The sequence below is a fragment of the Streptomyces sp. NPDC052016 genome, from assembly GCF_044548445.1.
Taxonomy (GTDB): Bacteria; Actinomycetota; Actinomycetes; order Streptomycetales; family Streptomycetaceae; genus Streptomyces.
Map to the genome: position 1 here is coordinate 181,628 of NZ_JBIUBX010000015.1, position 26,661 is coordinate 208,288.

At 74.0% G+C, this 26,661-nt stretch carries 22 protein-coding genes; 13 read left to right on the top strand and 9 right to left on the bottom strand.

The genetic code is table 11. The annotated features are described in order from the left end of the window. The first annotated feature begins 7 nt into the window (after positions 1 to 7). On the top strand, positions 8 to 1,549 hold the full coding sequence (locus tag ACIHAR_RS20385; protein ID WP_365455772.1) for a cytochrome P450: 1,542 nt from the start codon (positions 8 to 10) through the stop codon (positions 1,547 to 1,549). Here ACIHAR_RS20385 and ACIHAR_RS20390 read toward each other — a convergent pair. Next, positions 1,543 to 2,496: an RluA family pseudouridine synthase gene (locus tag ACIHAR_RS20390; protein WP_365455769.1), complete on the bottom strand. Its 954-nt coding sequence runs from the start codon at positions 2,494 to 2,496 to the stop codon at positions 1,543 to 1,545. The two genes, ACIHAR_RS20385 and ACIHAR_RS20390, sit on opposite strands and share 7 nt — an antisense overlap. Positions 2,497 to 2,772: 276 nt before the next feature. On the opposite strand from ACIHAR_RS20390, the gene ACIHAR_RS20395 reads away from it, so the two are divergent. Next, positions 2,773 to 3,354, top strand: a complete 582-nt coding sequence (locus ACIHAR_RS20395) for a GNAT family N-acetyltransferase (protein ID WP_365455766.1) — start codon at positions 2,773 to 2,775, stop codon at positions 3,352 to 3,354. Positions 3,355 to 3,534: 180 nt separating this feature from the next. Here the strand turns inward: ACIHAR_RS20395 and ACIHAR_RS20400 are convergent, their stop codons facing one another. Beyond that, entirely contained in the window at positions 3,535 to 4,380 is an 846-nt protein-coding gene (locus ACIHAR_RS20400) for a siderophore-interacting protein (protein WP_365455763.1), read from the bottom strand. Positions 4,381 to 4,461: 81 nt separating this feature from the next. After that, the gene (locus ACIHAR_RS20405) at positions 4,462 to 5,391 is read right to left on the bottom strand and encodes a 5'-3' exonuclease (RefSeq protein WP_365456143.1); all 930 of its coding nucleotides are present in this window, start codon (positions 5,389 to 5,391) and stop codon (positions 4,462 to 4,464) included. A 216-nt stretch (positions 5,392 to 5,607) separates the two neighbouring features. Here ACIHAR_RS20405 and ACIHAR_RS20410 point away from each other — a divergent pair, with 216 nt between their 5' ends. The 4 genes from ACIHAR_RS20410 to ACIHAR_RS20425 all read left to right on the top strand — a co-directional run bounded on the left by ACIHAR_RS20410 (position 5,608) and on the right by ACIHAR_RS20425 (position 10,234). Then, complete coding sequence (locus ACIHAR_RS20410) at positions 5,608 to 6,690, top strand: glycine betaine/L-proline ABC transporter ATP-binding protein (protein WP_400020820.1); 1,083 nt, start codon at positions 5,608 to 5,610, stop codon at positions 6,688 to 6,690. Then, positions 6,683 to 8,497, top strand: a complete 1,815-nt coding sequence (locus ACIHAR_RS20415; RefSeq protein WP_400020822.1) for an ABC transporter permease/substrate binding protein — start codon at positions 6,683 to 6,685, stop codon at positions 8,495 to 8,497. Before ACIHAR_RS20410 ends, ACIHAR_RS20415 begins: the two co-directional genes overlap by 8 nt. Positions 8,498 to 8,948: 451 nt before the next feature. Continuing rightward, the gene (locus ACIHAR_RS20420) at positions 8,949 to 9,515 is read left to right on the top strand and encodes an XRE family transcriptional regulator (RefSeq protein WP_365455754.1); all 567 of its coding nucleotides are present in this window, start codon (positions 8,949 to 8,951) and stop codon (positions 9,513 to 9,515) included. Next, positions 9,515 to 10,234 (top strand): helical backbone metal receptor, encoded by a 720-nt coding sequence (locus tag ACIHAR_RS20425; protein WP_365455751.1) that lies wholly within the window; start codon positions 9,515 to 9,517, stop codon positions 10,232 to 10,234. Before ACIHAR_RS20420 ends, ACIHAR_RS20425 begins: the two co-directional genes overlap by 1 nt. On the opposite strand, the gene ACIHAR_RS20430 is transcribed toward ACIHAR_RS20425, so the two are convergent. Next, positions 10,146 to 11,318, bottom strand: coding sequence for a TDT family transporter (locus tag ACIHAR_RS20430; protein WP_400020825.1), 1,173 nt, complete (start codon positions 11,316 to 11,318; stop codon positions 10,146 to 10,148). The two genes, ACIHAR_RS20425 and ACIHAR_RS20430, sit on opposite strands and share 89 nt — an antisense overlap. A gap of 70 nt (positions 11,319 to 11,388) precedes the next feature. On the opposite strand from ACIHAR_RS20430, the gene ACIHAR_RS20435 reads away from it, so the two are divergent. Then, a complete protein-coding gene (locus ACIHAR_RS20435; protein ID WP_365455745.1) occupies positions 11,389 to 12,327 on the top strand; it encodes a LysR family transcriptional regulator in 939 nt (312 codons plus the stop codon). Between the two features lie 388 nt (positions 12,328 to 12,715). On the opposite strand, the gene ACIHAR_RS20440 is transcribed toward ACIHAR_RS20435, so the two are convergent. The 3 genes from ACIHAR_RS20440 to ACIHAR_RS20450 all read right to left on the bottom strand — a co-directional run bounded on the left by ACIHAR_RS20440 (position 12,716) and on the right by ACIHAR_RS20450 (position 15,770). After that, the gene (locus tag ACIHAR_RS20440; RefSeq protein WP_365456141.1) at positions 12,716 to 13,393 is read right to left on the bottom strand and encodes a gamma-glutamyl-gamma-aminobutyrate hydrolase family protein; all 678 of its coding nucleotides are present in this window, start codon (positions 13,391 to 13,393) and stop codon (positions 12,716 to 12,718) included. A 35-nt stretch (positions 13,394 to 13,428) separates the two neighbouring features. After that, on the bottom strand, positions 13,429 to 14,877 hold the full coding sequence (gene eat / locus ACIHAR_RS20445; RefSeq protein WP_400020828.1) for an ethanolamine permease: 1,449 nt from the start codon (positions 14,875 to 14,877) through the stop codon (positions 13,429 to 13,431). Between the two features lie 146 nt (positions 14,878 to 15,023). Beyond that, complete coding sequence (locus ACIHAR_RS20450) at positions 15,024 to 15,770, bottom strand: FadR/GntR family transcriptional regulator (RefSeq protein WP_400020830.1); 747 nt, start codon at positions 15,768 to 15,770, stop codon at positions 15,024 to 15,026. Positions 15,771 to 15,855: 85 nt separating this feature from the next. Here ACIHAR_RS20450 and ACIHAR_RS20455 point away from each other — a divergent pair, with 85 nt between their 5' ends. The 4 genes from ACIHAR_RS20455 to ACIHAR_RS20470 all read left to right on the top strand — a co-directional run bounded on the left by ACIHAR_RS20455 (position 15,856) and on the right by ACIHAR_RS20470 (position 20,549). Then, positions 15,856 to 17,223 (top strand): glutamine synthetase family protein, encoded by a 1,368-nt coding sequence (locus ACIHAR_RS20455; RefSeq protein ID WP_365455736.1) that lies wholly within the window; start codon positions 15,856 to 15,858, stop codon positions 17,221 to 17,223. Positions 17,224 to 17,328: 105 nt separating this feature from the next. Then, positions 17,329 to 18,705: an aldehyde dehydrogenase family protein gene (locus ACIHAR_RS20460; protein ID WP_365455733.1), complete on the top strand. Its 1,377-nt coding sequence runs from the start codon at positions 17,329 to 17,331 to the stop codon at positions 18,703 to 18,705. A 7-nt stretch (positions 18,706 to 18,712) separates the two neighbouring features. Further along, positions 18,713 to 19,495 carry a 3-oxoacyl-ACP reductase gene (locus tag ACIHAR_RS20465; RefSeq protein ID WP_365455730.1) on the top strand — a complete coding sequence of 261 codons (783 nt, stop codon included), beginning with the start codon at positions 18,713 to 18,715 and terminating at the stop codon, positions 19,493 to 19,495. 28 nt (positions 19,496 to 19,523) lie between these two features. Then, on the top strand, positions 19,524 to 20,549 hold the full coding sequence (locus ACIHAR_RS20470) for a DUF2510 domain-containing protein (RefSeq protein ID WP_400020864.1): 1,026 nt from the start codon (positions 19,524 to 19,526) through the stop codon (positions 20,547 to 20,549). Positions 20,550 to 20,577: 28 nt separating this feature from the next. Here ACIHAR_RS20470 and ACIHAR_RS20475 read toward each other — a convergent pair whose 3' ends face one another. After that, on the bottom strand, positions 20,578 to 21,780 hold the full coding sequence (locus ACIHAR_RS20475) for an amino acid deaminase/aldolase (protein WP_400020833.1): 1,203 nt from the start codon (positions 21,778 to 21,780) through the stop codon (positions 20,578 to 20,580). Positions 21,781 to 23,290: 1,510 nt separating this feature from the next. Between ACIHAR_RS20475 and ACIHAR_RS20480 the strand changes: the two genes are divergently transcribed. Both ACIHAR_RS20480 and mycP read left to right on the top strand, forming a co-directional pair. After that, complete coding sequence (locus tag ACIHAR_RS20480; RefSeq protein ID WP_400020835.1) at positions 23,291 to 24,361, top strand: hypothetical protein; 1,071 nt, start codon at positions 23,291 to 23,293, stop codon at positions 24,359 to 24,361. Beyond that, positions 24,358 to 25,554 (top strand): type VII secretion-associated serine protease mycosin, encoded by a 1,197-nt coding sequence (mycP, locus tag ACIHAR_RS20485; protein WP_400020837.1) that lies wholly within the window; start codon positions 24,358 to 24,360, stop codon positions 25,552 to 25,554. The genes ACIHAR_RS20480 and mycP overlap by 4 nt, the downstream gene beginning before the upstream one ends. Before the next feature lie 26 nt (positions 25,555 to 25,580). Here mycP and ACIHAR_RS20490 read toward each other — a convergent pair whose 3' ends face one another. After that, positions 25,581 to 26,654, bottom strand: coding sequence for a serine hydrolase (locus ACIHAR_RS20490; RefSeq protein ID WP_400020839.1), 1,074 nt, complete (start codon positions 26,652 to 26,654; stop codon positions 25,581 to 25,583). Positions 26,655 to 26,661 lie beyond the last annotated feature (7 nt).

Below are 26,661 nucleotides of genomic sequence, written 5' to 3' on the forward strand. Positions count from 1 at the left end.
ACTCCCTGTGACGCCTGAACACCCCACGACGACCGGATCGCGCGACCTCGCCCTCGATCCGCCCCCCGGCTGCCCCGCGCACGGCCGCGGCCCCGGCGGACTGCACCGGCTCTACGGTCCCGGCGCGGAGGACCTGGACGAGATTTACGAGCAACTCCGCGAACAGCACGGCCCCGTGGCGCCCGTGCTCCTCCACGACGACGTGCCGATCTGGGTGGTTCTCGGTCACGCCGAGAACCTGCACATGGTGCGCACCCCCTCTCACTTCACCCGGGACAGCCGCATCTGGACCCCGCTGCTGGAGGGCATGGTCAAGCCCGACCACCCGCTGATGCCGCACATCGCCTGGCAGCCGATCTGCTCCCACGCCGAGGGCGACGAACACAAGCGGCTGCGCGACGCCGTCACCTCGGCCATGGCGACCATCGACGACCGCAGCCTGCGCCGGTACATCTACCGATCCAGCCAGCGCGTGGTCAACCGCTTCTGCGAGACGGGCCGGGTCGACCTGGTCGGCCAGTTCGCCGAGCACCTCCCGATGGCCGTCATGTGCCACATCCTCGGCATGCCCGAGGCGTACGACGACCGGATGGTCCACGCCGCCCGCGACGCGCTCAAGGGCACCGAGACCGCCATCGCCAGCCACTCCTACGTCATGGAGGCCCTCAGCCGGCTCACGGCCCGCCGTCGCGCCCAGCCCGACGAGGACTTCGCCAGCCACCTCGTCACCCACCCGGCGGGACTGACCGACGACGAGGTCCGCGAACACCTGCGGCTCCTCCTCTTCGCCGCCTACGAGGCCACGGTCAACCTCCTGTCCAACGTGCTGCGCATGGTCCTCACCGATCCGAACTTCGTCGCCCGGCTCAACGGCGGGCAGATGACGGTGCCCCAGGCGGTCGAGCAGTCCCTGTGGGACGAGCCCCCGTTCAGTGCCGTCCTCGGCTACTTCGCCAAGCAGGACACGGAGTTGGGCGGCCAGCGCATCCGCAAGGGCGACGGTCTCCTCTTCGCTCCCGCGCCGGCCAACGTCGATCCGCGCGTGCGCCCCGACCTGTCCGCCAACATGATGGGCAACCGCTCCCACCTCGCCTTCGGCGGCGGCCCGCACGAGTGCCCGGGCCAGGACATCGGCCGCGCCATCGCCGACGTCGGCGTCGACGCGCTGCTGATGCGGCTGCCGGACGTCCAGCTCGACTGCGACGAGGAGGACCTGCGCTGGACGACGTCGATCGCCTCACGGCACCTGGTGGCGCTGCCGGCCCGGTTCCAGCCCAGGCCCCAGCAGGACATCGTCGCCAAGCCGAGCCACGGCCGCGTACCGCCGCGGCGCCCGGCCATGGCGATCACCGTGGAGCCCCGGCCCGCCCCGACCGTTCCCGCACCGTCCGCCGCGTCACCGTACGCTCCCGGCTCCACCGCGGCCGCGCCACTCACCTCCGAGCCCCGGCGGGCCACCACGCCCCGGCCCGAGGCCGCCCCGGCACCGCAGGAGGCCCGCAGGCCGAACGCCTGGCGCCGCCTCGTGGCCTGGTTGCGCGGCTACTGACCGCCGCTCCAGTCGTCGTACGACGACCAGGCGCCCAGCGTCCGCCCGCTCCGCAGCCGATGGGCCGTCCCCGTGACCGGATCGGTGAACTCCAGCTCCCGCGCCAGCAGTTGCAGCGGGCGCCGGAAGTCCCCGGCCGGGCCGGGGGCGGCCACCTCGGGGTAGAGGGGGTCGCCGAGGATCGGGATGCCCAGCGCGGTCAGGTGCACCCGCAGTTGATGGGTCTGGCCGGTCTCCGGGGTCAGCCGGTAGCGGGCGAGCCCGTCCGGCCGGTGCGCGATCAGCTCGACGCGACTGACCGCGTTCGGCTCACCCGGCACCTCACGGGCGGTCAGGATGCCGCGGTCCTTCACGATCCGGCTGCGCACGGTCGCCGGCAGGGTCAGCGCCGGATCGTACGGGGCGACGGCCTCGTACACCTTGCGCACCCGGCGGTCGCGGAACAGGGTCTGGTAGGCGCCGCGCTCCTCGGGGCGCACGGTGAACAGCACCAGTCCGGCGGTGAGGCGGTCGAGGCGGTGGGCGGCGCCGAGCGCGGGCAGGTCCAGCTCGCGCCGCAGCCGGGCCAGCGCGGTCTCGGTGACGTGGCTGCCGCGTGGGGTGGTGGCGAGGAAGTGCGGCTTGTCGGCGACCACGATGTGGTCGTCCCGGTACACGATCTCCAGCGGGAACGGCACCGGCACCTCGGCGGCCGCCTCCCGGTGGAACCAGACGAACATCCCCGGCGCGTACGCCGCGTCCGCCGCCACCGGCCGCCCGTCGGCCGCCACGATCCGGCCCGCCTCGAACATCTCCTCGACGAGCCCGGCCCGCGCCGCGCCGAACCGCTCCAGCAGATGCTCCCGGACGGTCGCCCAGTGCCCCTCGCCCGGCAACCGCACCCGCACCGGATCGACCCCGTCACGCTGCGGGAGGGGCGAGGGCGGGGGAGGGGTACGGCGTCTCATCGGGGTCCAGGGTACGGCGGCGGTGCTTGGGGGTACGGCGGCGGTTCTGGCCGGCTGCGGTGGCGGTGGTCGCACGTGCGGCGGCGGTTGTGGGCGCGGCGGTCGTCGGGGGTACGGCGGAAGCGGTGCGGCGGCGCGGCGGAAGCGGTCCGAAGGGGCGGCGGAAGCGGTCCGGGGGTGCGCCGCGAACGCTCCGCAGGTGTGGCGGTGGCGGCCGAGGTGCGGTGACGCGAAAACCCGTTGGACGCCCCCGGCACGGTTGGCAGGATGCGGATCATGCCCTTCCTCACGCGCCCCGTCCTGCCCGCCGGAACCCTCTCCCGCACCGAGCAGCCCGTGCTCCCCACCGGCGACGGCCTGGTCCTGCGCCCGTGGCGGGCCGCGGACGCGCCCGCGGTCCACGCGGCCTTCCAGGACCCGCTGATGCACCAGTGGCACATCCGGGCCGCCGACTCCGAGGAGGAGGTCACCGGCTGGATCGAGGAGTGGCGGGCCGTCTGGGATACGGAGCGCGGGGCCCAGTGGGCCGTCGTGGACGCGCAGAGCGGCGTGCTGCTGGGGCGGGTGGCGCTCCGCGACATCGTGCTCGGCGACGGAGTCGCCGAGGTCGCCTACTGGACGACGGCGGCGGCCCGCGGCCGGGGGGTCGCCGCCCGTGCCACGACCGCCCTCGCCCACTGGGCCCTCGACGGGATCGGCTTCCACCGCCTGGAGCTGATGCACGCCGTCGCCAACGAGGCGTCCTGTCGCGTCGCCACCAAGACCGGCTTCACCCTGGAGGGCACCAGGCGCAGCGCCCTGCTCCACCCGGACGGCTGGCACGACATGCACCTGCACGCGCGCGTGCACGGCGACTGACAGCGCCCTGGATGACGGCTCGGAACCCCGCCGACCTCGAGGCGATCCCGCGGATCCGGCCGGATTCGCGATCTTGTCGCCCGAAGCCCGGGTCGGGTCCGCGTCTCGATCGCGGCGGTGTGGGCACCCGGTGCACAGGGCGGCCCGCGTCACGAGGGCGGGCCGCTCGCTCCCGCGGGGTCACGCGGCCGGCGCCGCGCCCTCCTGCTCCGCCTCGACGCGCGCGTTCCACTCCCGCTTGGAGGCCTGCCAGCCGTCCTCGTTGTGGCCGAGCCGCCAGTAGCCGGAGATCGACAGGTCCTCGCGCGGGATCCGGTGCTCGACGCGCAGCAGCGCGCGCAGCTCCTTGACGGCCGCCGCCTCGCCGTGCACGAACGCGTGCAGCCGGCCCTCGGGGAACTCCAGGGCCCGGACCGCCTCGACGAGCATCTGGCCGACGGGCCGGTCACCGCGGTGCAGCCAGACCACCTCGACGTCGGAGTCGATCTTCTGCTCCTCCTCGGGTCCGGCGACCTCGATGAAGGCGTGGGCCACCGCCCCGGCGGGCAGCGACTCCAGCGCGGCCGCGATCGCGGGCAGGGCGCTCTCGTCACCGGCCAGCAGGTGCCAGTCGGCGCCGGGGTCGGGCGCGTAGGCGCCGCCGGGCCCCATGAAGCGGACGGTCTCGCCCGGCTGGACGCGCGCCGCCCACGGCCCGGCCAGACCCTCGTCGCCGTGCAGGACGAAGTCCAGTGTCAGCTCGCGGTGCTCGGCGTCCCAGTGGCGCACGGTGTACGTCCGGGTCACCGGCCACTGGTCGCGGGGGAACTCGGCCCGGACACGCTCCAGGTCGAACGGCTCCGGGTAGGTCACGCCCTCGGGGCCGAACAGCAGCTTCACGTAGTGATCGGTGCAGGTGTCGGCGGCGAAGTCCGCCAGCCCCTCACCGCCGAGGACCACACGCTGCATGTGCGGGGTGAGCCGTTCGGTGCGGACGACCTGCGCGGAATGAGGCTTCCGCGGCTTGCGTGCCGGACGTTCTGCCATGTCGTCCTCCCAGGTTCCTTTGGTTAGGTTTACCTAAGTTAGCACCCCTCCCCTTCGGAAGTCCGCTCCCGGGGGCGGCGTTCAACTGACGAGTGTGTGGCGCAGCCGCTGCAGCGACCCGCCGAGCCCCCAGCGCGTCGCCAGCGCCTCCAGCAGCTCCGGGTCGCGCGGCGCCCGAGGCAGCGTGGTGTCCACCTCCGGCAGTGGTACGTCGTCGGCCACTCGGACCACCTTCGGCGCGACGGCGACGTAGGGCCGCGCCTCGGTGAGCCGCTTGCGCTGCGTCGGTGTGAGCTTCGCCCTCGGGTCGTCCACAGCCGCCATGATCCCGGCCAGGTCGCCGAACTCGGCCAGGAGCTTGGCCGCGGTCTTCTCCCCGATGCCGGCGACGCCCGGGAGGCCGTCGCTCGGGTCGCCGCGCAACAACGCCAGATCCGCGTACCCGCGGCCGTCGACCCCATACTTCTCGCGCAGCCAGGTCTCGTCCGTCAGCTGGAGCGTGCCGACGCCCTTCAGCGGGTACAGCACCCGCACCCCGCGCACGTCGTCCACCAGCTGGTACAGGTCGCGGTCGCCGGTGACGATGTCCACCGGGCCCTTCGCGCGCGCGGTGTACGTGCCGATGACGTCGTCCGCCTCGTACCCCGCCACGCCCACGCGCGCGATGCCGAGGGCGTCCAGGACGGCCTCGATGATCGGCACCTGCGGCGAGAGCGTGTCGGGGACCACCTCCTGGTCCGGGCCGGTCTCGTGCTCCTCGGCGACGCGGTGCGCCTTGTAGGAGGGGATCAGCTCGACCCGCCAGCCCGGCCGCCAGTCGGCGTCCATGCAGGCGACCAGCTCGGCGGGCCGGTGGTCCTTGACCAGGCGGTCGATGAAGTCGAGCAGTCCGCGCACGGCGTTCACCGGCGTGCCGTCCGGAGCCTTCACGGAGTCCGGGACGCCGAAGAAGGCGCGGAAGTAGAGCGAGGCGGTGTCGAGGAGCATCAGTCGTCCGGTCACCCCACGCATCATGCCGCACCGGCACCTCCGTCAGGCGCCGGTGTTCACTCCCCGTGGGATTCGTGGAGGGCCTGTGAACTGGCCCACTCGGGCGTTTGCCTCGTTCCCTCCCGGGCAGGTGCCGCCTCGGAGCGGTGCTGGTTGTACTTTCAATAGTTAGCGGTCCTCAGGGCCGTCGCGGTCCCGGCGCCTCTCCGCCCCTGTCCCCGAGCAGAGAAGGTATGTGTGTCCTCCAGGCTTGAGGCCGAACACCTCTACAAGGTGTTCGGCAGACGACCGGACGAGGCAGTGGAGCGGCTCCGCGGCGGAGCGGACCGGGAGGAGCTGCGCGCGGACGGCACCACCGCCGCCGTGATCGACGCCTCCTTCGCCGTCGACCCGGGCCAGATCTTCGTCGTCATGGGCCTGTCCGGCTCCGGCAAGTCCACCCTGCTGCGCATGCTCAACGGACTGCTGGAGCCCACGTCGGGACGCGTGCTGTTCGACGGCCAGGACCTGACCGCGCTCACCGACCGGGAGCTGCGCGAGGTCCGCGCGAAGAAGATCAGCATGGTCTTCCAGCACTTCGCGCTGTTCCCGCACCGCAGCGTGCTCGACAACGCCGCCTACGGCCTCGCCGTCCAGGGCGTCCCGCGCGCCGAGCGCGAGCGGCGCGCCGCCGAGGCGCTCGCCCTGTGCGGCCTGGCCGGCTGGGAGAAGTCCTGGCCGGACGAGCTGTCCGGCGGCATGCAGCAGCGCGTGGGCCTCGCCCGCGCCCTCGCCACCGACGCCGACCTGCTGCTGATGGACGAGTCCTTCAGCGCCCTGGACCCGCTGATCCGCCGGGACATGCAGGACCAGCTGCTCACGCTCCAGCAGACGCTGAAGAAGACGATCGTCTTCATCACCCACGACCTCAACGAGGCCATGCGCCTGGGCGACCGCATCGCCGTCATGCGTGACGGCCGCGTCGTCCAGACCGGGACCGCCGAGGACATCCTCGTGCGGCCCGCCGACGACTACGTGGCCTCCTTCATCCAGGACGTCGACCGCTCCCGCGTGCTGACCGCCTCCGCGGTCATGGACACCGACGTCCGCGGCGACGAGGCCGACTGCGGCTGCGCGACCGCGTCGCCGGACACGCCGTTCACCGAGCTGTGCGCGCTCAGCGCCCGCGTGTCCCACCCGGTCGCCGTGCTCGACGCGGACCGGTCGCTCGTCGGCGTCGTACCGCGCCGGAGCCTGGTCGGCTTCCTCGGCGACGAGCGGGCGGAGGAGACCGGCTGCGACAGTCCGCGCACCGACGGGAAGGAGGTGGCCCGTGCCTAGGATCCACCTCGGCGACCGGGTCGACTCCGGCGTCGACTGGCTCGTCACCCACATGTCCTGGCTCTTCGACGCGGTCAAGACGGTCGTCGAAGGCATGTACGACGGCATCGACGCGGTCCTCACCGCACCGCAGCCGCTGCTGCTCGCGGGCGTCCTCGCGGTGCTCGCCTGGTGGCTGCGCGGCCTGGCCGCGGGCGTCCTCGGCTTCGCCGGCTTCGCGCTGATCGACTCCCTCGACCTGTGGGAGGAGGCGATGTCCACCCTGTCCCTGGTGCTCGTCGCCACGGTGATCGCCCTGGTGATCTCCGTCCCGCTGGGCATCTGGGCCGCCCGCTCCCGGGCCGTCAGCGCGACCCTGCGCCCCGTGCTGGACCTGCTCCAGACGATGCCGTCGATGGTCCTGCTGATCCCGGCGATCCTGTTCTTCGGCATGGGCGTGCCCGCCGGTGTCGTGGCGACCCTGATCTTCGCCCTCGCGCCCGGCGTGCGCATGACCGAACTCGGCATCCGCCAGGTCGACGCCGAGCTCGTCGAGGCGGCCGAGGCGTTCGGTACGACACCCCGCGACACCCTCCTGCGGGTCCAGCTGCCGCTCGCCCTGCCGACGATCATGGCGGGCGTCAACCAGGTCATCATGCTCGGCCTGTCGATGGTCGTCATCGCCGGCATGGTCGGGACCGGCGGTCTCGGCGGCGCCGTCAACGAGGCCATCGGCCAGCTCGACATCGGCCTCGGCTTCGAGGCGGGGCTGGGCATCGTCGTCCTCGCCATCTACCTGGACCGGATGACCGGCGCCCTGGGCACCCGCATCTCCCCGCTCGGTCGGCGCGCCGCCGCCAAGGCCCGCACCACCGTGTGGACGTACCGCCCGCGCGCCGCCGTGGCCGGGGTCGGCGTGGCCGCCCTCGCCCTCGTCGCCGGCGGCATGGGCGTCGTCGGCTCGGACTCCGGCACCGCCGAGGCCTCCGCCACGGACGTCGGCAAGGGCGAGGAGATCACCATCGGCTACATCCCGTGGGACGAGGGCATCGCCTCCACCTACCTCTGGAAGGAGCTGCTGGAGGAACGCGGCTTCGAGGTGAAGACCACCCAGTACGCCGCCGGCCCCCTCTACACGGGCCTGGCCACCGGCCAGGTCGACTTCCAGACCGACTCCTGGCTGCCCACCACCCACGCCGAGTACTGGAAGAAGTACGGCAAGCAGCTCGAGGACCTCGGGCAGTGGTACGGCCCCACCTCCCTGGAGCTCACCGTCCCGTCGTACATGAACGACGTGAACTCCCTGGCGGACCTCAGGAACAGGTCGGCCGAGTTCGGCGGACGGATCACCGGCATCGAGCCCAGCGCCGGCATGATGGGCCTGCTCAAGGACAAGGTCCTGAAGCAGTACGGCCTCGACGGCACCTACAAGGTCGTCGACGGCTCCACCCCGGCCATGCTCGCCGAACTCGAGCGCGCCTACGCCAAGAAGGAGCCGATCGTCGTCACCCTCTGGTCGCCCCACTGGGCGTACAGCGAGTACGACCTGAAGAAGCTGAAGGATCCCGAGGGGGCCTGGGGCGAGGGCGACGGCGTGCACACGCTCTCCCGCAAGGGCTTCGCCGCCGACCACCCCGAGGTCGGCAAGTGGCTCGAGGACTTCTCCATGACCGAGGAGCAGCTCACCTCTCTGCAGGCGCGGATCCAGAAGGCCGGGAAGGGCAAGGAGCAGGACGCCGTCCGCACCTGGCTGAAGGACAACCCCGGTCTGCTCGACACGTGGGCGCCGGTCGCCGGCGCCGGGCAGAAGAGCAGGGCGGCCGGGTGACCTGACAGCACCGCGACCGCCCGGTGAGGGGCGGGCACCGACGTACGCCTTCGGGGCGTTCGCCGGGGCCCGCCCCTCTCGCCGTTCCGCACGGCGGAAATCAGGCCAACCACGCACAGCTACGCCCCCACCCGGACCGTGTCCATGGCGTCCGGGGAGGCCGGCCGCCCCACCAGCGCGAATCCACGTCGTGGACGAACGGGAACACCACGGCCCGCCCGCGCATTGAACGGAGGAACGCGGGTGAGCCGTCCCCGTGCGGTCATGCCCTGGGGATGATCGACTGGCGCGAAGTGTGAGGTCGCGCGTGAAGCCGTGTGTCCTCGATGTGACGGGCACATGAAACGGTTTGCCGAACATGCGTAGGGTGCAGAGAAGTCATCGGAGAACCTGCGCCCGCAGCGGGGCACTCGGACAGTCGGAGCGACGAGCGAAGGAGGGAGCCGGAGCGATGGGCGACCACAAAGAACAGCCCCTTCGGGTGGGCGCGGCCGTCCGGCGGCGGCGCCGGTCCCTGGAGCTCACCCTCGCCGTCGTGGCCGAGCGCAGCGGCCTGTCGGTCCCGTTCCTGAGCCAGATCGAGAACGACCGTGCCCGGCCCAGCACCAGCTCGCTGGAGAAGGTCGCCGACGCCCTGCGCACCACGGCCGTCGAACTCCTCGCCGCCGCCGATCCGGCGTGCAGCGTCGACGTCGTGCGCGCCGAGCTCACCGAGCCCGGCCCCGAGCCGCGCTCCCGCTCCCTCGTCCGCGGCCACCACCAGATGCACGCCTCGGAGTTCACCGGCGACCACGAGGCGGGCCGGGAGTTCCAGTACCGCAACGACCAGTTGATGTACGTCGCCGACGGCGCCGTGGAGATCGAGGCCGAGGGCCGCGCCTACCGCCTCGGCCGCGGCGACACCCTGTACCTCACTGGCGGGGTGCGGCACCGCTGGCGGGCGACCGTCGCGGACACCCGGGTGGTCGTCGTCGCGGTCGCCGAGCACATCGAGGCGGTCCGGGACCGCAAGCGGTAGTGCGGGTCGTCTCCCTGGTGCCGTCGCTCACCGAGGCGGTGGCCGTGTCCGTGCCCGGAGCGCTGGTCGGCGCCACCGACTGGTGCGCCCACCCGGCGGACCTCGACGTCGTCCGGGTGGGCGGCACCAAGAACCCGAAGGCCGACCGGATCGTCGCCCTCGCCCCCGACCTGGTGATCGCCAACGAGGAGGAGAACCGGGAACCCGACCTGGCGGCCCTGCGCGCGGCGGGCCTCGAGGTGCTGGTGACCGAGGTCCGGGACGTCCCGCAGGCCTTCCGCGAACTGGCGCGGGTGCTCGCGGCGTGCGGGGCGCGCTCCCGCCCCCGCTGGCTGGACGCGGCGGAGGAGGCGTGGGCGGCCGTGGAGCCACCCGAGCCCCGCAGGACGGCGGTCGTTCCCGTCTGGCGCCGCCCGTGGATGGTGCTGGGCCGGGACACGTTCGCGGGCGACGTCCTGGAGCGTCTGGGCGTGGACCACCTGTACGCCGCGCACGGGGACCGCTACCCGAAGATCCCCCTGGAGGAGCTGCGGGCGTCGGCCCCCGACCTGGTCGTCCTGCCCGACGAGCCCTACCGCTTCACCGCCGACGACGGCCCGGAGGCCTTCCCCGGCGTGCCCTGCGCGCTGGTCAGCGGACGGCATCTGACGTGGTACGGCCCGTCGCTCGCGGAGGCGCCGCGGGTGCTGGCCGCGGAGCTGCGAGCAGCTCGCCGCTGAGGAGCCCGCGCGCCGTGTGCGCGGCGACGACGCCCCACGCGGCGACGAGGACGACGTACAGCCCCACCGCGAGCCCGTGGTAGACGGCCAGCCCGGTGTGCCGGGCCAGTGCCTGCGCGCCGGTGACACAGGTGCCCACGGGGAAGGTGAACGCCCACCAGGTCATCGCGAATCCCATGCCGAGCCGGCGGGCGCGCAGCACGTGGGCGGTGGCCAGCACCAGCCAGAGCAGCGCGAAACCCATGACCGGTACGCCGTACAGCACGGCGAGGACGCCGAAACCCTCGCTGTACGGGGAGGGGACGGCCCCCGGCGCCACGTCGGCGAAGTTGCCGACGGCGGTGGTCGACTGTCCGAGCGGCCCCAGCACGAGGAACAGGGCCGGTGTCCGGGCAAGGGGCAGGGGACCGCCCGTGAGCAGCCGGGCGAAGACCAGCGGCAGCATCAGCAGGGTGGCGACAAGGCTGGCCCCGAACATCGCCACGCAGGCGAACAGCAGGGCCTTTCGCGGTCCGCCGGGCGGCAGGTGCGGCACGAGGAGCGGTCCCAGCGCGGCGGACACCATCGGCGCGACGACGGGCAGCAGCCACACGGGGGTGACGTCGTCCCACCGGATCCCCTCGCGCACGGACATCAGGTACGGGACGGCGACGGCGGTCGCGAGTCCCGTCACCGCCCCGGCGGTGAAGAGCACGGAGTCGAGGACGAGCGCGGCGCGAAGGCCGATCCAGTCCCGGCCGACGGTCACGGCGCCGCCCCCGACGGCCGTCAGGGCCATCGAGAGGCAGCCGTAGAAAGGTGCCGTCGCCGGGTCGAGGAGGTGGGCGCGGGCCTGGTCGCGGTGGTGGGCCCAGTGCAGGGCGCGGGCGGCGAGCACGGCCGTCAGCAGGGCGAGGGAGAGGGCCCAGACGGCGACGCGGACGGTCCCCAGACCGGGCAGGTCGTGGGGGAGGGCGGCTCCCGCCGTGGCGACGATGGCCGTGCCCATGACGGTGGCGTACCAATGGGGTCCGAGGTGACGGACCATCGGTGCGCGCGGAGGGCGTGCGGTGGCACGTGGAAGGGGGTCGGCTGCGATGACCATGGCACCACCGTCCCGCTCCTCGAGACCGGCGACCAGGGAGTATGCGCCTATGAGGGCATAAGCTGGAGTTATGAGCAGGGTGGAGGGGCAGGAGGACGGTTCGCGGCCCGCGGCCGGCGGTTCGCTCGCACACCGGGTGCCGGATCTGGGCGCGCTGGAGCTGCTGCTGGCGGTGGCGCGACAGGGCAGCCTGGGCGGGGCGGCGCGCGAGATGGGCATCACCCAGCCCGCGGCCAGCAGCCGGATCCGGTCCATGGAGCGCCAGTTGGGGGTGGCCCTCGTCGACCGGTCGCCCCGCGGATCCCGGCTCACCGACGCGGGAGCGCTGGTCACGGACTGGGCGCGGCGGATCGTGGAGGCGGCGGAGGCCTTCGACGCGGGCGCGCAGGCACTGCGCGACCGGCGGGACTCGCGACTGCGGGTGGCGGCGAGCATGACCATCGCCGAGTACCTGCTGCCCGGCTGGCTGCTCGCGCTGCGCGCGGAGCGGCCCGACACCGCGGTGTCGCTGCTCGCGGGCAACTCGGCGGCGGTGGCGGAGCGGTTGCTGTCCGGGGAGGCGGACCTCGGCTTCGTGGAGGGGCTGACGGTCCCGACGGGCCTGGACTCGGTGGTCATCGCCCACGATACCCTCATCGTGGTGACTGCACCGGCGCACCCCTGGTCCCGGCGCCGACGCGCCCTGGAAGCCTCCGAACTGGCGGCGACCCCGCTGATCCTGCGGGAGAAGGGGTCGGGCACCCGCCAGGTCCTCGACGCGGCCCTGGGCGGACTGGCCCGCCCCCTGATCGAGCTGTCCTCGACGACGGCGGTCAAGGCCGCCGCCGTGAGCGGGGCAGGCCCGGCGGTCCTCAGCGAGCTCGCCGTGGGCGAGGAACTGGCGATGCGCCGCCTGGTGAACGTGCCGCTGGCCGACGTGTCCCTGGCCCGTGACCTGCGGGCGGTGTGGCCGACGGGTCACCGCCCGGTGGGGCCGGCCCGCGAACTGCTGTCGCTCACGCGCGCGTAGCGGCCGCCCCGCACCAGGCGCGTGGCGACCGCCCGCACGAGGCCCTGAATCACGTGGGGCTGTCGTCGGCGTGCGTGTGGTGGTCGTTCGTTTCAGGCCTTGCGTCGCGTGGGGCTGTCGTCGGCGTGCGTGTGGTGGTCGTCTGTTTCAGGTCGCGTGTCGGGTGGGCTGGGGCTGGTGGGCGTGTGGTGGTCGTTCGTACCAGGCCTTGCGTCACGCGGGACTGTCGCCGACGCGCGCGCGGTGGTCAGTTTCAGGCCGCGTGTCGGGCGGCTGTCGTCGGCGTGCGTGTGGTGGTCGTCTGTTTCAGGTCGCGTGTCGGGCGGGCTGTCGCTCACGCTCGCGTGGCGGCCGTCTGTTCCAGGCGCCGCATCACGCGGGCTGTCGTTCACGCGCGTGTGGCGGCCGCCCGGACCAGGCCCCGCATCACGCGCGGATCCTCGCCCATCTCCGGGTGCCACTGCACTCCCAGCACCCAGCCGGCGGAGGGCAGCTCCACCGCCTCCACGGTCCCGTCCGCGGCGTACGCCGAGGCCGTCAGGCCCGTGCCGAGGCGGTCCACGGCCTGGTGGTGATAGGTCGGCACGGACGTCTCCTCCGGGACGAGACCGCCGTACAGCGTGCCGGGCACCGGCTTGACCGTGTGGCGGCCGAAGAGCCCGACCACCTCGGCGTGCCCGTCCAGGTGCTGGACGAGCGTGCCACCGCGTGCGACGTTCAGCAGCTGCATGCCCCGGCAGATGCCCAGCAGCGGGACCCGCGCGACCAGCGCGGCGTCGATCAGGGCCAGCTCCCACGCGTCCCGCTCCCGCGCGGGCGGGCCGGTGCGGGGGTCGGGCTCGGCGCCGTACCGCACCGGCTCCACGTCCGGGCCGCCCGCGATCACCAAGCCGTCCAGCCGGGCCACGGCATCGGCCGCGTACGCCGGGTCGTCCGGCGGGAGCATCGCGGCCAGGCCGCCCGCCGCCTGCACCAGCCGTGGATAGCCGGCCGGCAGCAGCGCCGCCTCCAGCTCCCACACGCCCCAGCGTGCCCCGGACTCCAGATACGTGCTGACTCCGATCAGCGGCCTGGCCACGGCGACTCCCTCACGGTCACGGTTCAGTCCCTCGCCAACTCTGCCTCGGCCGCCGCCAGCGCCGCGAACTCCTCCTCGGGCGCCTTCGCCACCAGGTGCTTGCGGCTGTACAGGCCGAAGTACGCGATCGCCACCACGTACACCAGCAGCGCGATGAACGCCGCCGTCACGTCCACCAGGAACGTGGCCACCAGCGCGGCGCAGGCCAGCACCAGGGCGACCGAGGAGGTCAGCACGCCGCCCGGCGTGCGGTACGGCCGCGGCAGCTCCGGCTCGCGGCGGCGCAGCACGATGTGGGAGAGGGACATCAGGGCGTAGGAGATGGTGGCGCCGAAGACCGCGATGTTCAGCATGCGCGCGCCGTCGCCCGTCACGGCCGCCAGCAGGAAACCGATCGTGCCCGGCACCAGCAGGCCCAGGTACGGGGCCTTGCGGCTGCTGGTCAGGGAGAGGAAGCGGGGCAGGTAGCCGGCGCGGGAGAGCGCGAACAGCTGGCGCGAGCCCGCGTAGATCAGGGAGAAGAAGGACGCCACCAGGCCGGCCAGGCCCGCGTAGTTCACGATCCGGCTCAGCGCCGTGGCCTCGCCGTCCGGCTGGAGCGCCTCCACCAGCGGGTTGCCCGCCTCCTGGATCGCGGCGGAACCCCGCGCGCCTGCCGCCGCGAAGAACGTGACCACCGCCAGCACCACCAGGATGCCCATCGACCAGCGGATCGCCTTCGGCAGGGTACGGGCCGGCTCCTTGGTCTCCTCGGCGGCCAGCGGCACGCCTTCGACGCCCAGGAAGAACCACATCCCGAACGGGAACGCCGCCCAGATGCCGAGCAGCCCGAACGGCAGCCAGGAGCTCGCGCCGGTGGCCGTCGTGTCCACCGGGATGTCGTCCAGCGCGCCGAAGCTGAAGTCGGGCAGCGCCGCCGCCGCGAAGACCACCAGGGCGGCCACGGCGACACCGGTGACGACGAAGCTGAACCGCAGCGCCTCGCCGACGCCCCACAGATGGATGCCGAGGAAGATCGCGAAGCAGACGAGGTACATCGGCCACCCGGACTCCAGGCCGAACAGGCCCAGCGACTCCACGTAGTCCCCGATGAAGATGACGATGGCGGCGGGCGCCAGGACGTACTCGATGAGGATCGCCGTACCCGTCAGGAAGCCGCCCCACGGGCCGAGCGCCCGGCGGGCGAAGCCGTAGCCGCCGCCCGCCGTCGGCAGGATCGAGGAGAGCTCGGCCAGGGCGAAGACCATGCAGGCGTACATCGCGCCCATCAGCACCATGGCGATCGCCAGGCCGCCGAACCCGCCCTCGGCCAGGCCGAAGTTCCAGCCGGAGAAGTCGCCGGAGACGACATAGGCGACGCCGAGGCCGGTCAGCAGGACCCAGCCGGCGCTGCCGCGGCGCAGCGCCCTCCGCTCCAGATAGTCGGCCGCCTCTCCGGCGGGACGGGGCGCACTTGTGGATTCCAGGGACATGGGCACGACTCCCGGCGGGGCGGCGGACATATGTCTGTTCCGGACGCGGTGGGGACCGGGCCCGGCTCAATGGACTGGAGGCATACCTTTGCGGTGCGGGTCGTGGGAAAGCAACCCCCGTGCGTTAAGCGGCCGTAAATCCGCCCTCACCCGAGGAACCCGCGCAGCAGCGCCGCCGTCCCCGCGCAGTGCTCGCGCATGATCTCCCGCGCCGCCTCGGCGTCCCCCTCGACGACGGCCTCCACCAGCGCGGTGTGCTGCCGCTGGGAGTGCTCGAGATTGCGCACGAGGAGCGGGATGCAGTCCAGCAGGTCGTTCACCCTCGCCCGTACGGCCGCGTACTGGGCGGTGAGCGTGGGGGAGCCGGACAGTTCGGCGAGGGTCAGGTGCAGCAGCGTGTCCAGGCGGCGGTAGTCGGTGAGCGGCGCGTCGTGCGTGCGCCCGAGCGCCTCCCGCAGCCGGGCGGCCCCCTCCTCGTCCAGGCCGTGCGCCGCGCACAGCCCGGCGGCGCCCACCTCCAGCACCTCGCGGAAGCGCAGCGTGTCCTCGACGTCCACGCCCTTCAGGCGGCGGCGCAGCTCCTCCTCGCCGGGCGTCCCGGTGCGCGGCAGGACGAACGTGCCGCCGTAGCGGCCGCGCCGGGACTCGACCAGCCCCTCGTCCTGCAGGACCTTGAGCACCTCGCGCAGCGTGACCCGGCTTATGCCCAGCCGGTCGGCCAGCTCCCGTTCCGCAGGGAGGCGCTCACCCGCCGCCACCAGCCCGAGCCGGACGACCTGGAGGATCTGCTCCAGGGCCTCCTCGAAACCGTTGCCGGCCCGCACGTGGCGCAGGAGCGAGGTCAGCCGGTCGTCGGCCCCGTGCGCCGCGTGCCCCGCGTCCGCCTGCGACATGTGACGGGACCCCCTTCCCAATCAATGGTCCACGGCAATACCTTATGGCTTCCGGCTGACCGGACAAGCCGAAGGAGGCCCTCCCGTGGCAGACCGCACACCACCGCTCGGCATCGAGGAGCTGCACGCCCTCGTCGCGGGCGGTGAGATCGACACCGTCGTCCTGGCCTTCCCCGACATGCAAGGGCGCCTGCAGGGCAAGCGGTTCGCCGCCCGCTTCTTCCTCGACGAGGTCCTCCACCACGGCACCGAGGGGTGCAACTACCTCCTCGCCGTCGACACCGACATGAACACCGTCGACGGGTACGCCATGTCGTCGTGGGACCGGGGCTACGGCGACTTCGCCATGCGTCCCGACCTCGCCACCCTGCGCCGCGTGCCCTGGCACCCCGGCACCGCCCTGCTCATCGCCGACCTCGCCTGGGAGGACGGCTCACCGGTCGTCGCCGCGCCCCGCCAGATCCTCCGCCGCCAGCTGGAACGCCTCGCCGAGCACGGCTGGACCGCCCAGGTCGGAACCGAGCTGGAGTTCATCGTCTTCAAGGACACCTACGAGCAGGCCTGGGACGCCGGCTACCGCGGGCTCACCCCGGCCAACCAGTACAACATCGACTACTCCATCCTCGGCACCGGCCGCGTCGAGCCCCTGCTGCGCCGCCTGCGCAACGAGATGGCGGGCGCCGGCCTCACCGTCGAGTCCGCGAAGGGCGAGTGCAATCCCGGCCAGCACGAGATCGCCTTCCGCTACGACGAGGCCCTGGTCACCTGCGACCAGCACGCCGTCTACAAGACCGGCGCCAAGGAGATCGCCGCCCAGGAGGGCGTCTCCCTGACCTTCATGGCCAAGTACAACGAGCGCGAGGGCAACTCCTGCCACATCCACCTCTCCCTCGCCGACGCCGACGGCACCAACGCCATGGCCTCCGCCGACGACCCGCACGCCATGTCCGACACCATGCGCCACTTCCTCGCCGGACAACTCGCCGCCCTGCGCGACTTCTCCCTCCTCTACGCGCCCAACATCAACTCCTACAAGCGCTTTCAGCGCGGCTCCTTCGCGCCCACCGCCGTCGCCTGGGGCCACGACAACCGCACCTGCGCCCTCCGCGTCGTCGGCCACGGCCGTTCCCTGCGCTTCGAGAACCGGCTGCCCGGCGGCGACGTCAACCCCCACCTCGCCGTCGCCGCACTGGTGGCCGCCGGCCTGCACGGCGTCGAGCAGAAACTGGAACTGCCCGAGCCCTGCCCCGGCAACGCCTACACCGCGGACCACGCGCACGTCCCGACCACCCTGCGCGAGGCCGCCGAACTCTGGGAGAACAGCCCGATCGCCAAGGCCGCCTTCGGCGACGAGGTCGTCGCGCACTACGCCAACATGGCGCGCGTCGAGCTGGAGGCCTTCGACGCGGCGGTCACCGACTGGGAGCTGCGCCGCTCCTTCGAACGCCTGTGACGCCGCGCCTGTGACGCCGCGCCTGTGACGCCGCGCCTGTGACGCCGCGCCTGTGACGCCGCGTCTGTGACGCCGCTCCTTCGCACGCCTGTGAAAGGTCACCCCTTGCCGCACCCCTCGTCCGACCCGCAAGAACTGAAGATCCTCAACCCGGCCACCGAGGAACTCGTCGCCACCGTCCCCGCCGCCGACGCGGCCGACGTCGACCGGGCCGTCGCCCGCGCGAGCGCCGCCCAGCGCTCCTGGGCGGCCGCCGCCCCCGCCGACCGGGCCCGCCTGCTGCGCCGCTTCGCCGACGTCGTCGACACCCACGTCGAGGAACTCGCCCGGCTGGAGGTCCGCGAGGCCGGCCACCTCCTCGGCAACGCCCGCTGGGAGGCCGGAAACGCCCGCGACCTGCTGCTGTACGCCGCCGGCGGCGCCGAACGCCTCCTCGGCAAACAGATCCCCGTCCCCGGCGGGTGGGACGTCACCTTCCAGGAACCCCTCGGCGTGGTCGGCGTGATCGCCCCCTGGAACTTCCCGATGCCCATCGCGGCCTGGGGCTCCTTCCCCGCGCTCGCCGCGGGCAACGCGGTCGTCCTCAAGCCCGCCGAGACCACCCCCCTCACCGCCCTGCGCCTGGCGGAACTGGCCCTGGAGGCCGGCCTGCCCGAAGGGCTGTTCCAGGTCCTCCCCGGACACGGGCACATCGCGGGCCGCGCCCTGGTCGACCACCCCGACGTGGCGAAGATCGTGTTCACCGGGTCCACCCGCACCGGCCGCGAGGTCATGGAGCGCTGCGCCCGCCAGGTCAAGCCGGTCACCCTCGAACTCGGCGGCAAGAGCCCCAACATCGTCTTCGCCGACGCCGACCTCGCCGCCGCCGTCGATCCCTTCTCCTTCCTGGACAACTCCGGCCAGGACTGCTGCGCCCGCACCCGGATCCTCGTCCAGGAGTCCGTCTACGACGAGGTCGCCGCTCTGCTCGCCGACGCCGTCTCCGCCGTCGTGGTGGGCGATCCGGCCGACGAGAAGAGCCAGATGGGCCCGCTGATCTCCCGTCAGCAACTGGACCGCGTACGGTCCTTCGTGCCCGAGGGCGCGGCGGCCCTGCGCGGCGGCGCGCCCGACGGGCCGGGCTTCTGGTTCCCGCCGACCGTGCTGACGGGGGAGCGGCCGGACTCGGACGCCGCCCGCGAGGAGATCTTCGGCCCGGTCGCCGTCCTGCTGCCCTTCACGGACGAGGAGGACGCCGTCCGCCTCGCCAACGACACCCCGTACGGCCTGGCCGGCTCTCTCTGGACCCGCGACCTGGGCCGCGCCCTGCGCGTCTCCCGGGCTGTCCGGGCGGGCAACCTGTCGGTCAACTCGCACTCCAGCGTGCGCTACTGGACGCCGTTCGGGGGCTTCAAGCAGTCCGGAGTGGGCCGCGAACTGGGCCCGGACGCCCTGACCGCCTTCACCGAAACCAAGAACGTCTTCATCAGTACGGAGGCCTGAGCCGCTCATGACCGAGGAAACCATCTGCCGCCGCCTGGCCGGCCGCACCGCCGTCATCACCGGAGCCGGCAGCGGCATCGGCCTCGCCACCGCGCGCCGCCTCGCCTCCGAGGGCGCGCACGTCGTCTGCGGCGACGTCGACGAGGCCCGCGGCAAGGCCGCCGCCGAGGAGGTCGACGGCATCTTCGTGAAGGTCGACGTCACCGACCCCGAGCAGGTCGAAGCCCTGTTCAGGACGGCGTACGACACCTACGGCAGCGTCGACGTCGCCTTCAACAACGCCGGCATCTCCCCGCCCGACGACGACTCCATCCTGGAGACCGGCCTGGAGGCCTGGAAGCGCGTCCAGGAGGTCAACCTCACCTCCGTCTACCTGTGCTGCAAGGCCGCCATCCCCTACATGCGGCGCCAGGGCAGGGGCTCCATCATCAACACGGCGTCCTTCGTGGCCCGGATGGGCGCGGCCACCTCCCAGATCTCGTACACGGCGTCCAAGGGCGGCGTCCTCGCCATGTCCCGTGAACTGGGCGTCCAGTTCGCGCGGGAGGGCATCCGCGTCAACGCCCTGTGCCCGGGCCCGGTCAACACCCCGCTGCTCCAGGAGCTGTTCGCCAAGGACCCCGAGCGGGCGGCCCGCCGCCTGGTGCACATCCCGCTCGGCCGGTTCGCCGAGGCCGAGGAGATCGCCGCCGCCGTCGCGTTCCTCGCCAGCGACGACTCCTCCTTCGTCAACGCCACCGACTTCCTGGTGGACGGCGGTATCTCGGGTGCCTACGTCACGCCCCTGTAGGCCCGAGCCCTACAGTGCCGGGATGAGCATGACGACCCCGCCCGGCTGGTACCGCGACCCGTCGGCCCTCCACCGGGAACGCTGGTGGGACGGCACGACCTGGACGGAACACCGGCGCGCCCCGCAGGCCGCGGCGCCACCGGCACCCGAGGGTTTCGGGCCGCCGTCGGGCGAGCATTTCGGGCCACCGGTGGCCGGCGGGTTCGGGCCGCCGTCGGGCGAGGGTTCCGGGTCGCCCGTGGCCGGGGGGTTCGGGCCGCCCGTGGCCTCCACCGGCGGGCGTCCCGGCCGGGCGCGGGCCGTGGCCGCGGTCGTGGCCGGCGCCGCCCTCGTCGCGGCGGTCGTGGCGGGCGCCGTCGTCCTCGGTGGGGACGAGGGGGACGGCACGGAACCGGCCGCGGTCGCGACCGCCTCCACCCCGCCGGCCCCGTCTCCCGAACCCACCGCCTCCGGGACCTCCACCCCGTCGGCCTCCCCCGGGAACCCGGCCGTCATCGTCGACGAACTCAACGGCATCACCTTCCCCGTGCCCGACGGCTGGGCCACGCCGGAGTACGTCTCCCAGCCCGACGTCGTCATGACCACCGACGGCACCTACGACTGCCCGGGCGACGGCGGCGTCTGCCGGCACGGCCTCGTCATCTCCCGCACGGTCACCGACACCGCCGAGACCTCGCCCAAGGCCCTCGCCGAGGCCGACATCGCCGACGCGGCCGACGACGCCTACGACCGTGACCTCGTCGGCCGACGTCCCTTCGGCGGCATCGAGTCCCACCAGGTGGTGGCCTCCGGGCAGGTCGCCGTCGCCGGCCGCGCCGGCTACTACGTCCGCTGGCGGGTGACCACCGCCGAGGGCCCCGGCGGCTATGTCCAGTCCCTCGTCTTCCCCTCCACCGTCGGCACCGAGGCCCCGGTGGCCGTCCGCTACGTCTTCGACGCCGGAGAGGACGGCCCGCCCCTGGCGGACATGGACCGCATCACCAAGGGCATCCGCCCGATCGGCGACGCGGACACCGGCGGCGGCGTCGGCAGCGGCATCGGTCCCACCCGCTGACCCACCGGAGCGGTCCCCACGGGCGGCGCTACAGGAACGTGTGCCCCTCGCCCCGGTAGGTCGGCACCGTCGCCGTCACCGCGTCCCCCTCGACCAGGTGCAGCACGTCGAACCGCTCGCACAGCTCACCGGCCTTCGCGTGCCGGAACCACACCTTGTCGCCGATCAGCAGGTCGTCCGCGGGCGAGCCCAGCAGCGGGGTCTGCACCTCGCCGGCGCCTTCCTGGAGGTCGTAGCGCAGTCCCTCCGGCAGGTACGGCACCGGCAGCCGGTCGGGTCCGGCCGCACCGGAGGCCGGGTACCCGCCGCCGAGGACGGTGACGACGCCCACCCCCGGGCGCCGTACGACGGGCTGGGCGAAGAGAGCGGCCGGACGGCCGGTGAACGACGTGTAGTTGTCGAACAGGCGCGGCACGTACAGTCCCGAACCCGCCGCGATCTCGGTCACCGCGTCCTCGGCCGCCGTGTGCTGCACACTGCCGGTGCCGCCGCCGTTGACGTACTCCAGGTCCGGCGCCACGGCCCGCACCGCGCGCACCACGGCGGCACGCCGCTCGGCGAGCTCACGGCGCGCGGCGGCCTGCATCAGCCGGACCGCGCGCGAGCGCAGCGGCCGTCCGGCGACCGCGTCACCGACGCCGGCGACGTGCCCCTCGTACGCCATCAACCCCACCAGCCGGAACCCCGGCCGCCGGGCCACCGCCCGTGCCACGTCGGCCACTTGGGCCGGGGAGTGCAGCGGCGAGCGCCGGGCGCCCACCCGCACCCGCCCGCCGAGCAGCTTCAGCGAGGTGTCCAACTCCAGGCAGACCCGCACCACTTCGCGCCCGCCCGCGCGTGCGGCGTCGATCAGGTCGAGCTGCGCGACGTCGTCGACCATGACGGTGACGGCCGAGGCGAGCTTGGGGTCACCGGCCAGCTCGGCGAAGCCGGCGCGGTCCGCCGACGGATAGGCGAGCAGGATGTCGTCGAACCCGGAGCGCGCCAGCCAGAGGGACTCGGCGAGGGTGAAGGACATGATGCCCGCGAAGCCGTCCTTCGCCAGGACGCGTTCCAGCAGGGCCCGGCAGCGGACGGACTTGCTGGCGACGCGGACCGGCTTGCCGCCCGCCCGCCGCACGAGATCGTCCGCGTTGGCGTCGAAGGCGTCCAGGTCCACGAGGGCGAGAGGGGCGTCGAGATGGGCCGTGGCCCGGTCGTAACGAGCCCGATCGGCGGCGCGCGCAGTCATGAACGCAGCCTGCCAGACGGGTTTACCGCAGGGTAGGGGGACGTTCCGGGCAGATGCCCCGGGGTCGCGGGACTGGTTCCCGTTCGCGCAGGAACAAGCCGTAGAGTGACGCGCACGCACGGACGAACGGCTCCGGCCGGGCAGCCGCCCCGGGATGCCGGTCCGCCCGTGCGGGTATGCGTGCCCAGAACGGACCTGTACGTCCGCAGCGGGCCGCAGGGGCACGACCGACCAGGGCCCGCGCAGCAGAACGACGGCCCGGCCACGAGGAAACGGGGGGTGCATGAGCACGGACGCACGCCGCGCCCCCGTTCCTCCGCGCCCCACCACACCGCCCGTCCCCGGCACACCTCCCGCCTCCGGCACGCCCCCGCGGCCGACGGCGCCACCGCGCCCGGCCCGGCCGCCGAGGGTGGGCGCACCCACGGAGGAGGAGGCCCCCGGGGCGGCGGCTCCTGAGAGCCCGCCGTGGAACGGGAACCGGGCGGAGCGGTCCGCCGAGTCCCGGAGCGCCGACCCCGCGCCGGACATGTCCGGCGGCGAGCCCGCGGCCCGGGCAGACCGCGCCGTGCCCGCTCCGCGCACAGGTCGCCCGCCGTCCGCGCCGCCCACCACCCGTCGCTTCCCGAACCTGCGGACCCCGGACCCGATGACCCCGCCCCCGCCGCCCGCGTCGGCCCGCTTCCCGGACACCCCACCGCCGACGGGCCGCCCGGAAGACTTCCACACCACCCGCCGTGGGGGCGGCGCGGAGAGCGCCCGCCCCGCCCGCTCGGACAGTGCCCCTGCCGCCGGTTCCGCAGCCTCTCCCGCCGCCGGTTCGGCGCCGTCACGTCCGGACGGCGCCCGCCCTGCCGCTTCGGGGGCTCCGCTCGCCTCGTCGGTTCCCCGTCCGGCCCGCCTGGACGGCGCTCGCCCCGCCGACCCGGGGGCTTCGCGTCCGGCCCGCTCGGACGGTCCCCGCCCGGCCGCCGGTGCGGAGCCTCGTCCGCCCCGTTCGGACAGTCACCGTCCCGCCGGTTCCAAGACCCCTCGTCCGCCCCGCCTGGACGACACCCACCCCGCCGCCACGGAGGCCTGGCCGCCCGCGGGCGCGGCCGGTGCGAGCACCGGTTGTTCCGTCGACGGGGACGGCGTGCGCTCTGCTGGTGCGGGGGTCTCTCGCCCTGCCGGCCCGGAGGCCCGGCCGCCCGCGGGCGCGGCCGGTGCGAGCACCGGCCGTCCCATCGACGCGGCCGGCGCGCGTCCCGCCGGTCCGGGAGCCGACCGTCCCGCAGGCCCGCCCGTCACCCGCCCCGCCGACCCCGGGGCCCCGCGCCCCGCCGGCGCGGCCGACGCTCCCCTCGCGCGCCCGGGCGGCGCCCGGTCCGCGGGGCCGGACGCCGCCGACACCCCCCGGCAGCCCGGTGGCGGCGCCGCCTGGTCCCCCTTGCCCCGTACCTGGGCCCCGAACCCCACGCAGCCTCCCCGGGACGCCCTGTCCACCGCGGTGCCCGGGCACCGTCCCGACGTGCCCTCCGACGAGGACGCCGGGCCGGCGTGGACGCCCGCGCCGCCCGTGCGTCGGGCTCCCTCCGAGGACGGCGCCCACCCGGCCTGGACCCCGACGGCGCCCGCACGCCACCCGGACTACGACGCCCCGCCCGCGACCGCGCGGGTTCCCCGGCCGGCCGCGGCCCCGGAGGCTCCGCCGCCGCCGCACTCCGGCCCCTTCGCCCCCGACCCGTCCCTCTCCTGGAGCGCTCCGCCGACGCCGGACGGCGTGCCCGGTGCCACCCGGCCCGTCGTCACGTTCGCGCAGCCCGAGGGGTACCGGGACACTCCCCGCATCCACCGCGGGCGGACCGTCGCGGCCGCCGCCTGCGTCGTCCTCGGGCTCGGTCTCATCGGCGGAGCCGTCACCGGCAGCTGGCTCGTCGGCGACTCCGCCGAGGCGGGGGAGCGGGGCGCCTACACCGCCGCCGGAAGCCTGTGGCACAACGTCCCGGTCGACCAGCTCTTCCCGCCCACCGTGGACGGGCAGGGCGCGGGGCCCGGCGGCGCCGACCGCACCTGGACCCGTATCGCCGTCGCGCCGGACAGCGGCTGCGCCGACGCCTTCGACCCGCTGCTGCAGAAGGCCCTCTCCCCGGTCGGCTGCACCCGCCTGCTGCGCGCCACCTACACCGACGCCACCCAGAGCTACGTCACCACCGTCGGCCTGCTGTTCACCAAGGCCGACGCGGCCGCCATGCGGGCGCTCGACACCCGGTTCGAGAAGGAGGGCCTCGCCCGCCGCAGCGACCTGATGCCCCGCCCGTACGCCGCGCGGGACACCGTCGCCGCCGGCTTCGGCGACCGGCAGCGCGCCTCGTGGGCGATCTCCGTCCTCACCGACGCGCCCGTCGTCGTCTACGCCGTCTCCGGCTGGGCCGACGGCCGTACCGTCGCCACCCCGCAGCCGGCCGCGGAGGCCACCGCGACCGGCGCCACCACGGCCCCCGCCCAGGCCGGCCTGGGCAACGAGGCCAAGGGCCTCGCCGACCGCATCGAACGCGCCCTGCGCAAGACCGCCGTCTCGCCCTCGGAGCAGCCCTCATGAGCAGCAGCCGTACGAGCCGAACGACGTCGACGCACCGTGCCGGCCTGCTGTGCTGCCTCCTCGCCGCCTCCCTCGCCCTCCTGCCCGCCGCCCCGGCGCACGCCGACGGCATACGCGGCCAGCAGTGGGCCCTGGAGGCCCTGCACACCGACGAGGCCTGGCAGACCACCAAGGGCGCTGGCATCACCGTCGCCGTCCTGGACACCGGCGTCGAGGCCGATCACCCCGACCTCGAAGGCAACGTCCTGACCGGCACCGACCTGGTCCGCTTCGGCGCGAAGCCCGGCGATCGCGCCTGGGCCCGGCACGGCACCGCGATGGCCAGCATCATCGCCGGCCACGGACACGGCTACGGCAACGGCGACGGAGTGATGGGCATCGCCCCGGAGGCGAAGATCCTCCCCGTCCGCGTGATCCTGGAGGACGGCGACCCGGCCCGCGCCAAGGCCCGCAGCACCCGCGGCAACGCCCTCGCGGAGGGCATCCGCTGGGCCGCCGACCACGGCGCCGACGTCATCAACCTCTCCCTCGGCGACGACTCCGCCTCCGCCCACCCCGAACCCGCCGAGGACGAGGCCGTCCAGTACGCCCTGAAGAAGGGCGCCGTGGTCGTCGCCTCGGCCGGCAACGGCGGTGAGAAGGGCGACCGCATCTCCTACCCGGCCGCCTACCCCGGTGTGATCGCCGCGACCGCCGTCGACCGCTACGGCACCCGGGCGTCCTTCTCCACCCGACGCTGGTACGCCACGGTCAGCGCCCCCGGCGTCGACGTGGTGATCGCCGACCCGGACCACAAGTACTACCAGGGCTGGGGCACCTCCGCCGCGGCCGCCTTCGTCTCCGGCGCGGTCGCCCTCGTCAAGGCCGCCCACCCGGGACTGACGCCGGCGCAGATCAAGAAACTCCTGGAGGACACCGCCCGCAACGCCCCCACCGGCGGGCGGGACGACTCCCGGGGCTTCGGCTTCATCGACCCGGCCGCCGCCATCAAGGCCGCCGCCGACCTCGAACCCGAGGGCCTGCGGTCCGCGTCCTACGGCGACAAGTACTTCGGGCCGGGTCCGGACGCCGAGAAGGCCGACGACGACGCGTCGAGCTGGGCCGGCCCGCTCGCCGGCGGCACCGGGGGAGTACTGCTCGTCGCCGCGGTGGTGCTGTGGCGCGGCCGCCGCGAGCGGTACGAGACCTTCTAGCCACCCCGAAGCCGAGGGGCCGAGGCCTACCCCGTAGCCGAAGCCGACCCCGACCCCGACCCTGACCCCGACCCCGAAGCGGAAGCCGTAGCCGGGACGGACGTCGCAGCCGAGGCCGAGGCCGACGCGCCCGCCGCCGACGCGCTCCCGTCCGCGAAAGCCGACACCGCCGCCCTGGCCGCCGCCTCCACCAGCGTGATGCCGGCCGCCTGCGTCGCATTGCCGTTCGTCAGCACGGCCACCAGGTAGTCGCGGCCGTCGGCGGTCACCCGCCCGATGCTGTTGACGTCCCACAGGCCGGTCGCCGTCCGCGGCAGCCAGCCGTTCTTCAGCGCCCACGACGCACCGTCCGCGACGGCCGAGACCCCCCACCGCTGCCCGACGGCGATCCGCCCCATGAGAGTCCGCAGATACGTCCGTGAGGCCTCGCTCAGCAGCGAGTCCTCACCGAAGACCTGCCGGAGCAGGGTGAGCTGGTCGGCGGCCGTGGTCCGGGTGAGCCCCCAGAGCATGTCGTCGCCGCCCTCGGTCTCCGTGAGTCCGAACCGCTCGTTCGCGGCGTCGAGACCCTCGGCCTTCCCGATGATCCGCCACAGGGCCGACGCCGAGTCGTTGTCGCTGTTCTCGATCATCGCGGTGGCGTAGGCCTTCTCCTGGGCGGTGAGAGAGCGCCCGTCGTCCTGGGCCCGCAGCAGCAGCGCCGCGAGGATGTCCACCTTCACGATGCTCGCCGTGTCGAAGGCGGTCGTCCCGTAGGCGGCGCTCACCCCCGAGCCCACGTCCAGGACGGCCACCGACACCGCCGCCCCGCCCGGCACGGTCACCGACCCCATCGCGGCGGCCAGCAGCGCGTCGCGGTCCACCTCGGCGTCCGCCACCGGTTCCACCGACTCCTCCTCGGTCGCCGAGACCGACGCCGTGGGGGACGGCGCCGCCGCCGACGATATGGCGTCGACGCCGGGGTGCGCCTGAGCCCTCACATAGACGGTCCCGCCCGCGGTGGCGCCCACGACGGCGACGGCGGCGAGTGCGGAACACAGGAGGGGACGGCGCCTCGAGGGACGAGCGCGGCGGCTGCGGCGTGCTCCGGAGGACTCCATGCCCGCG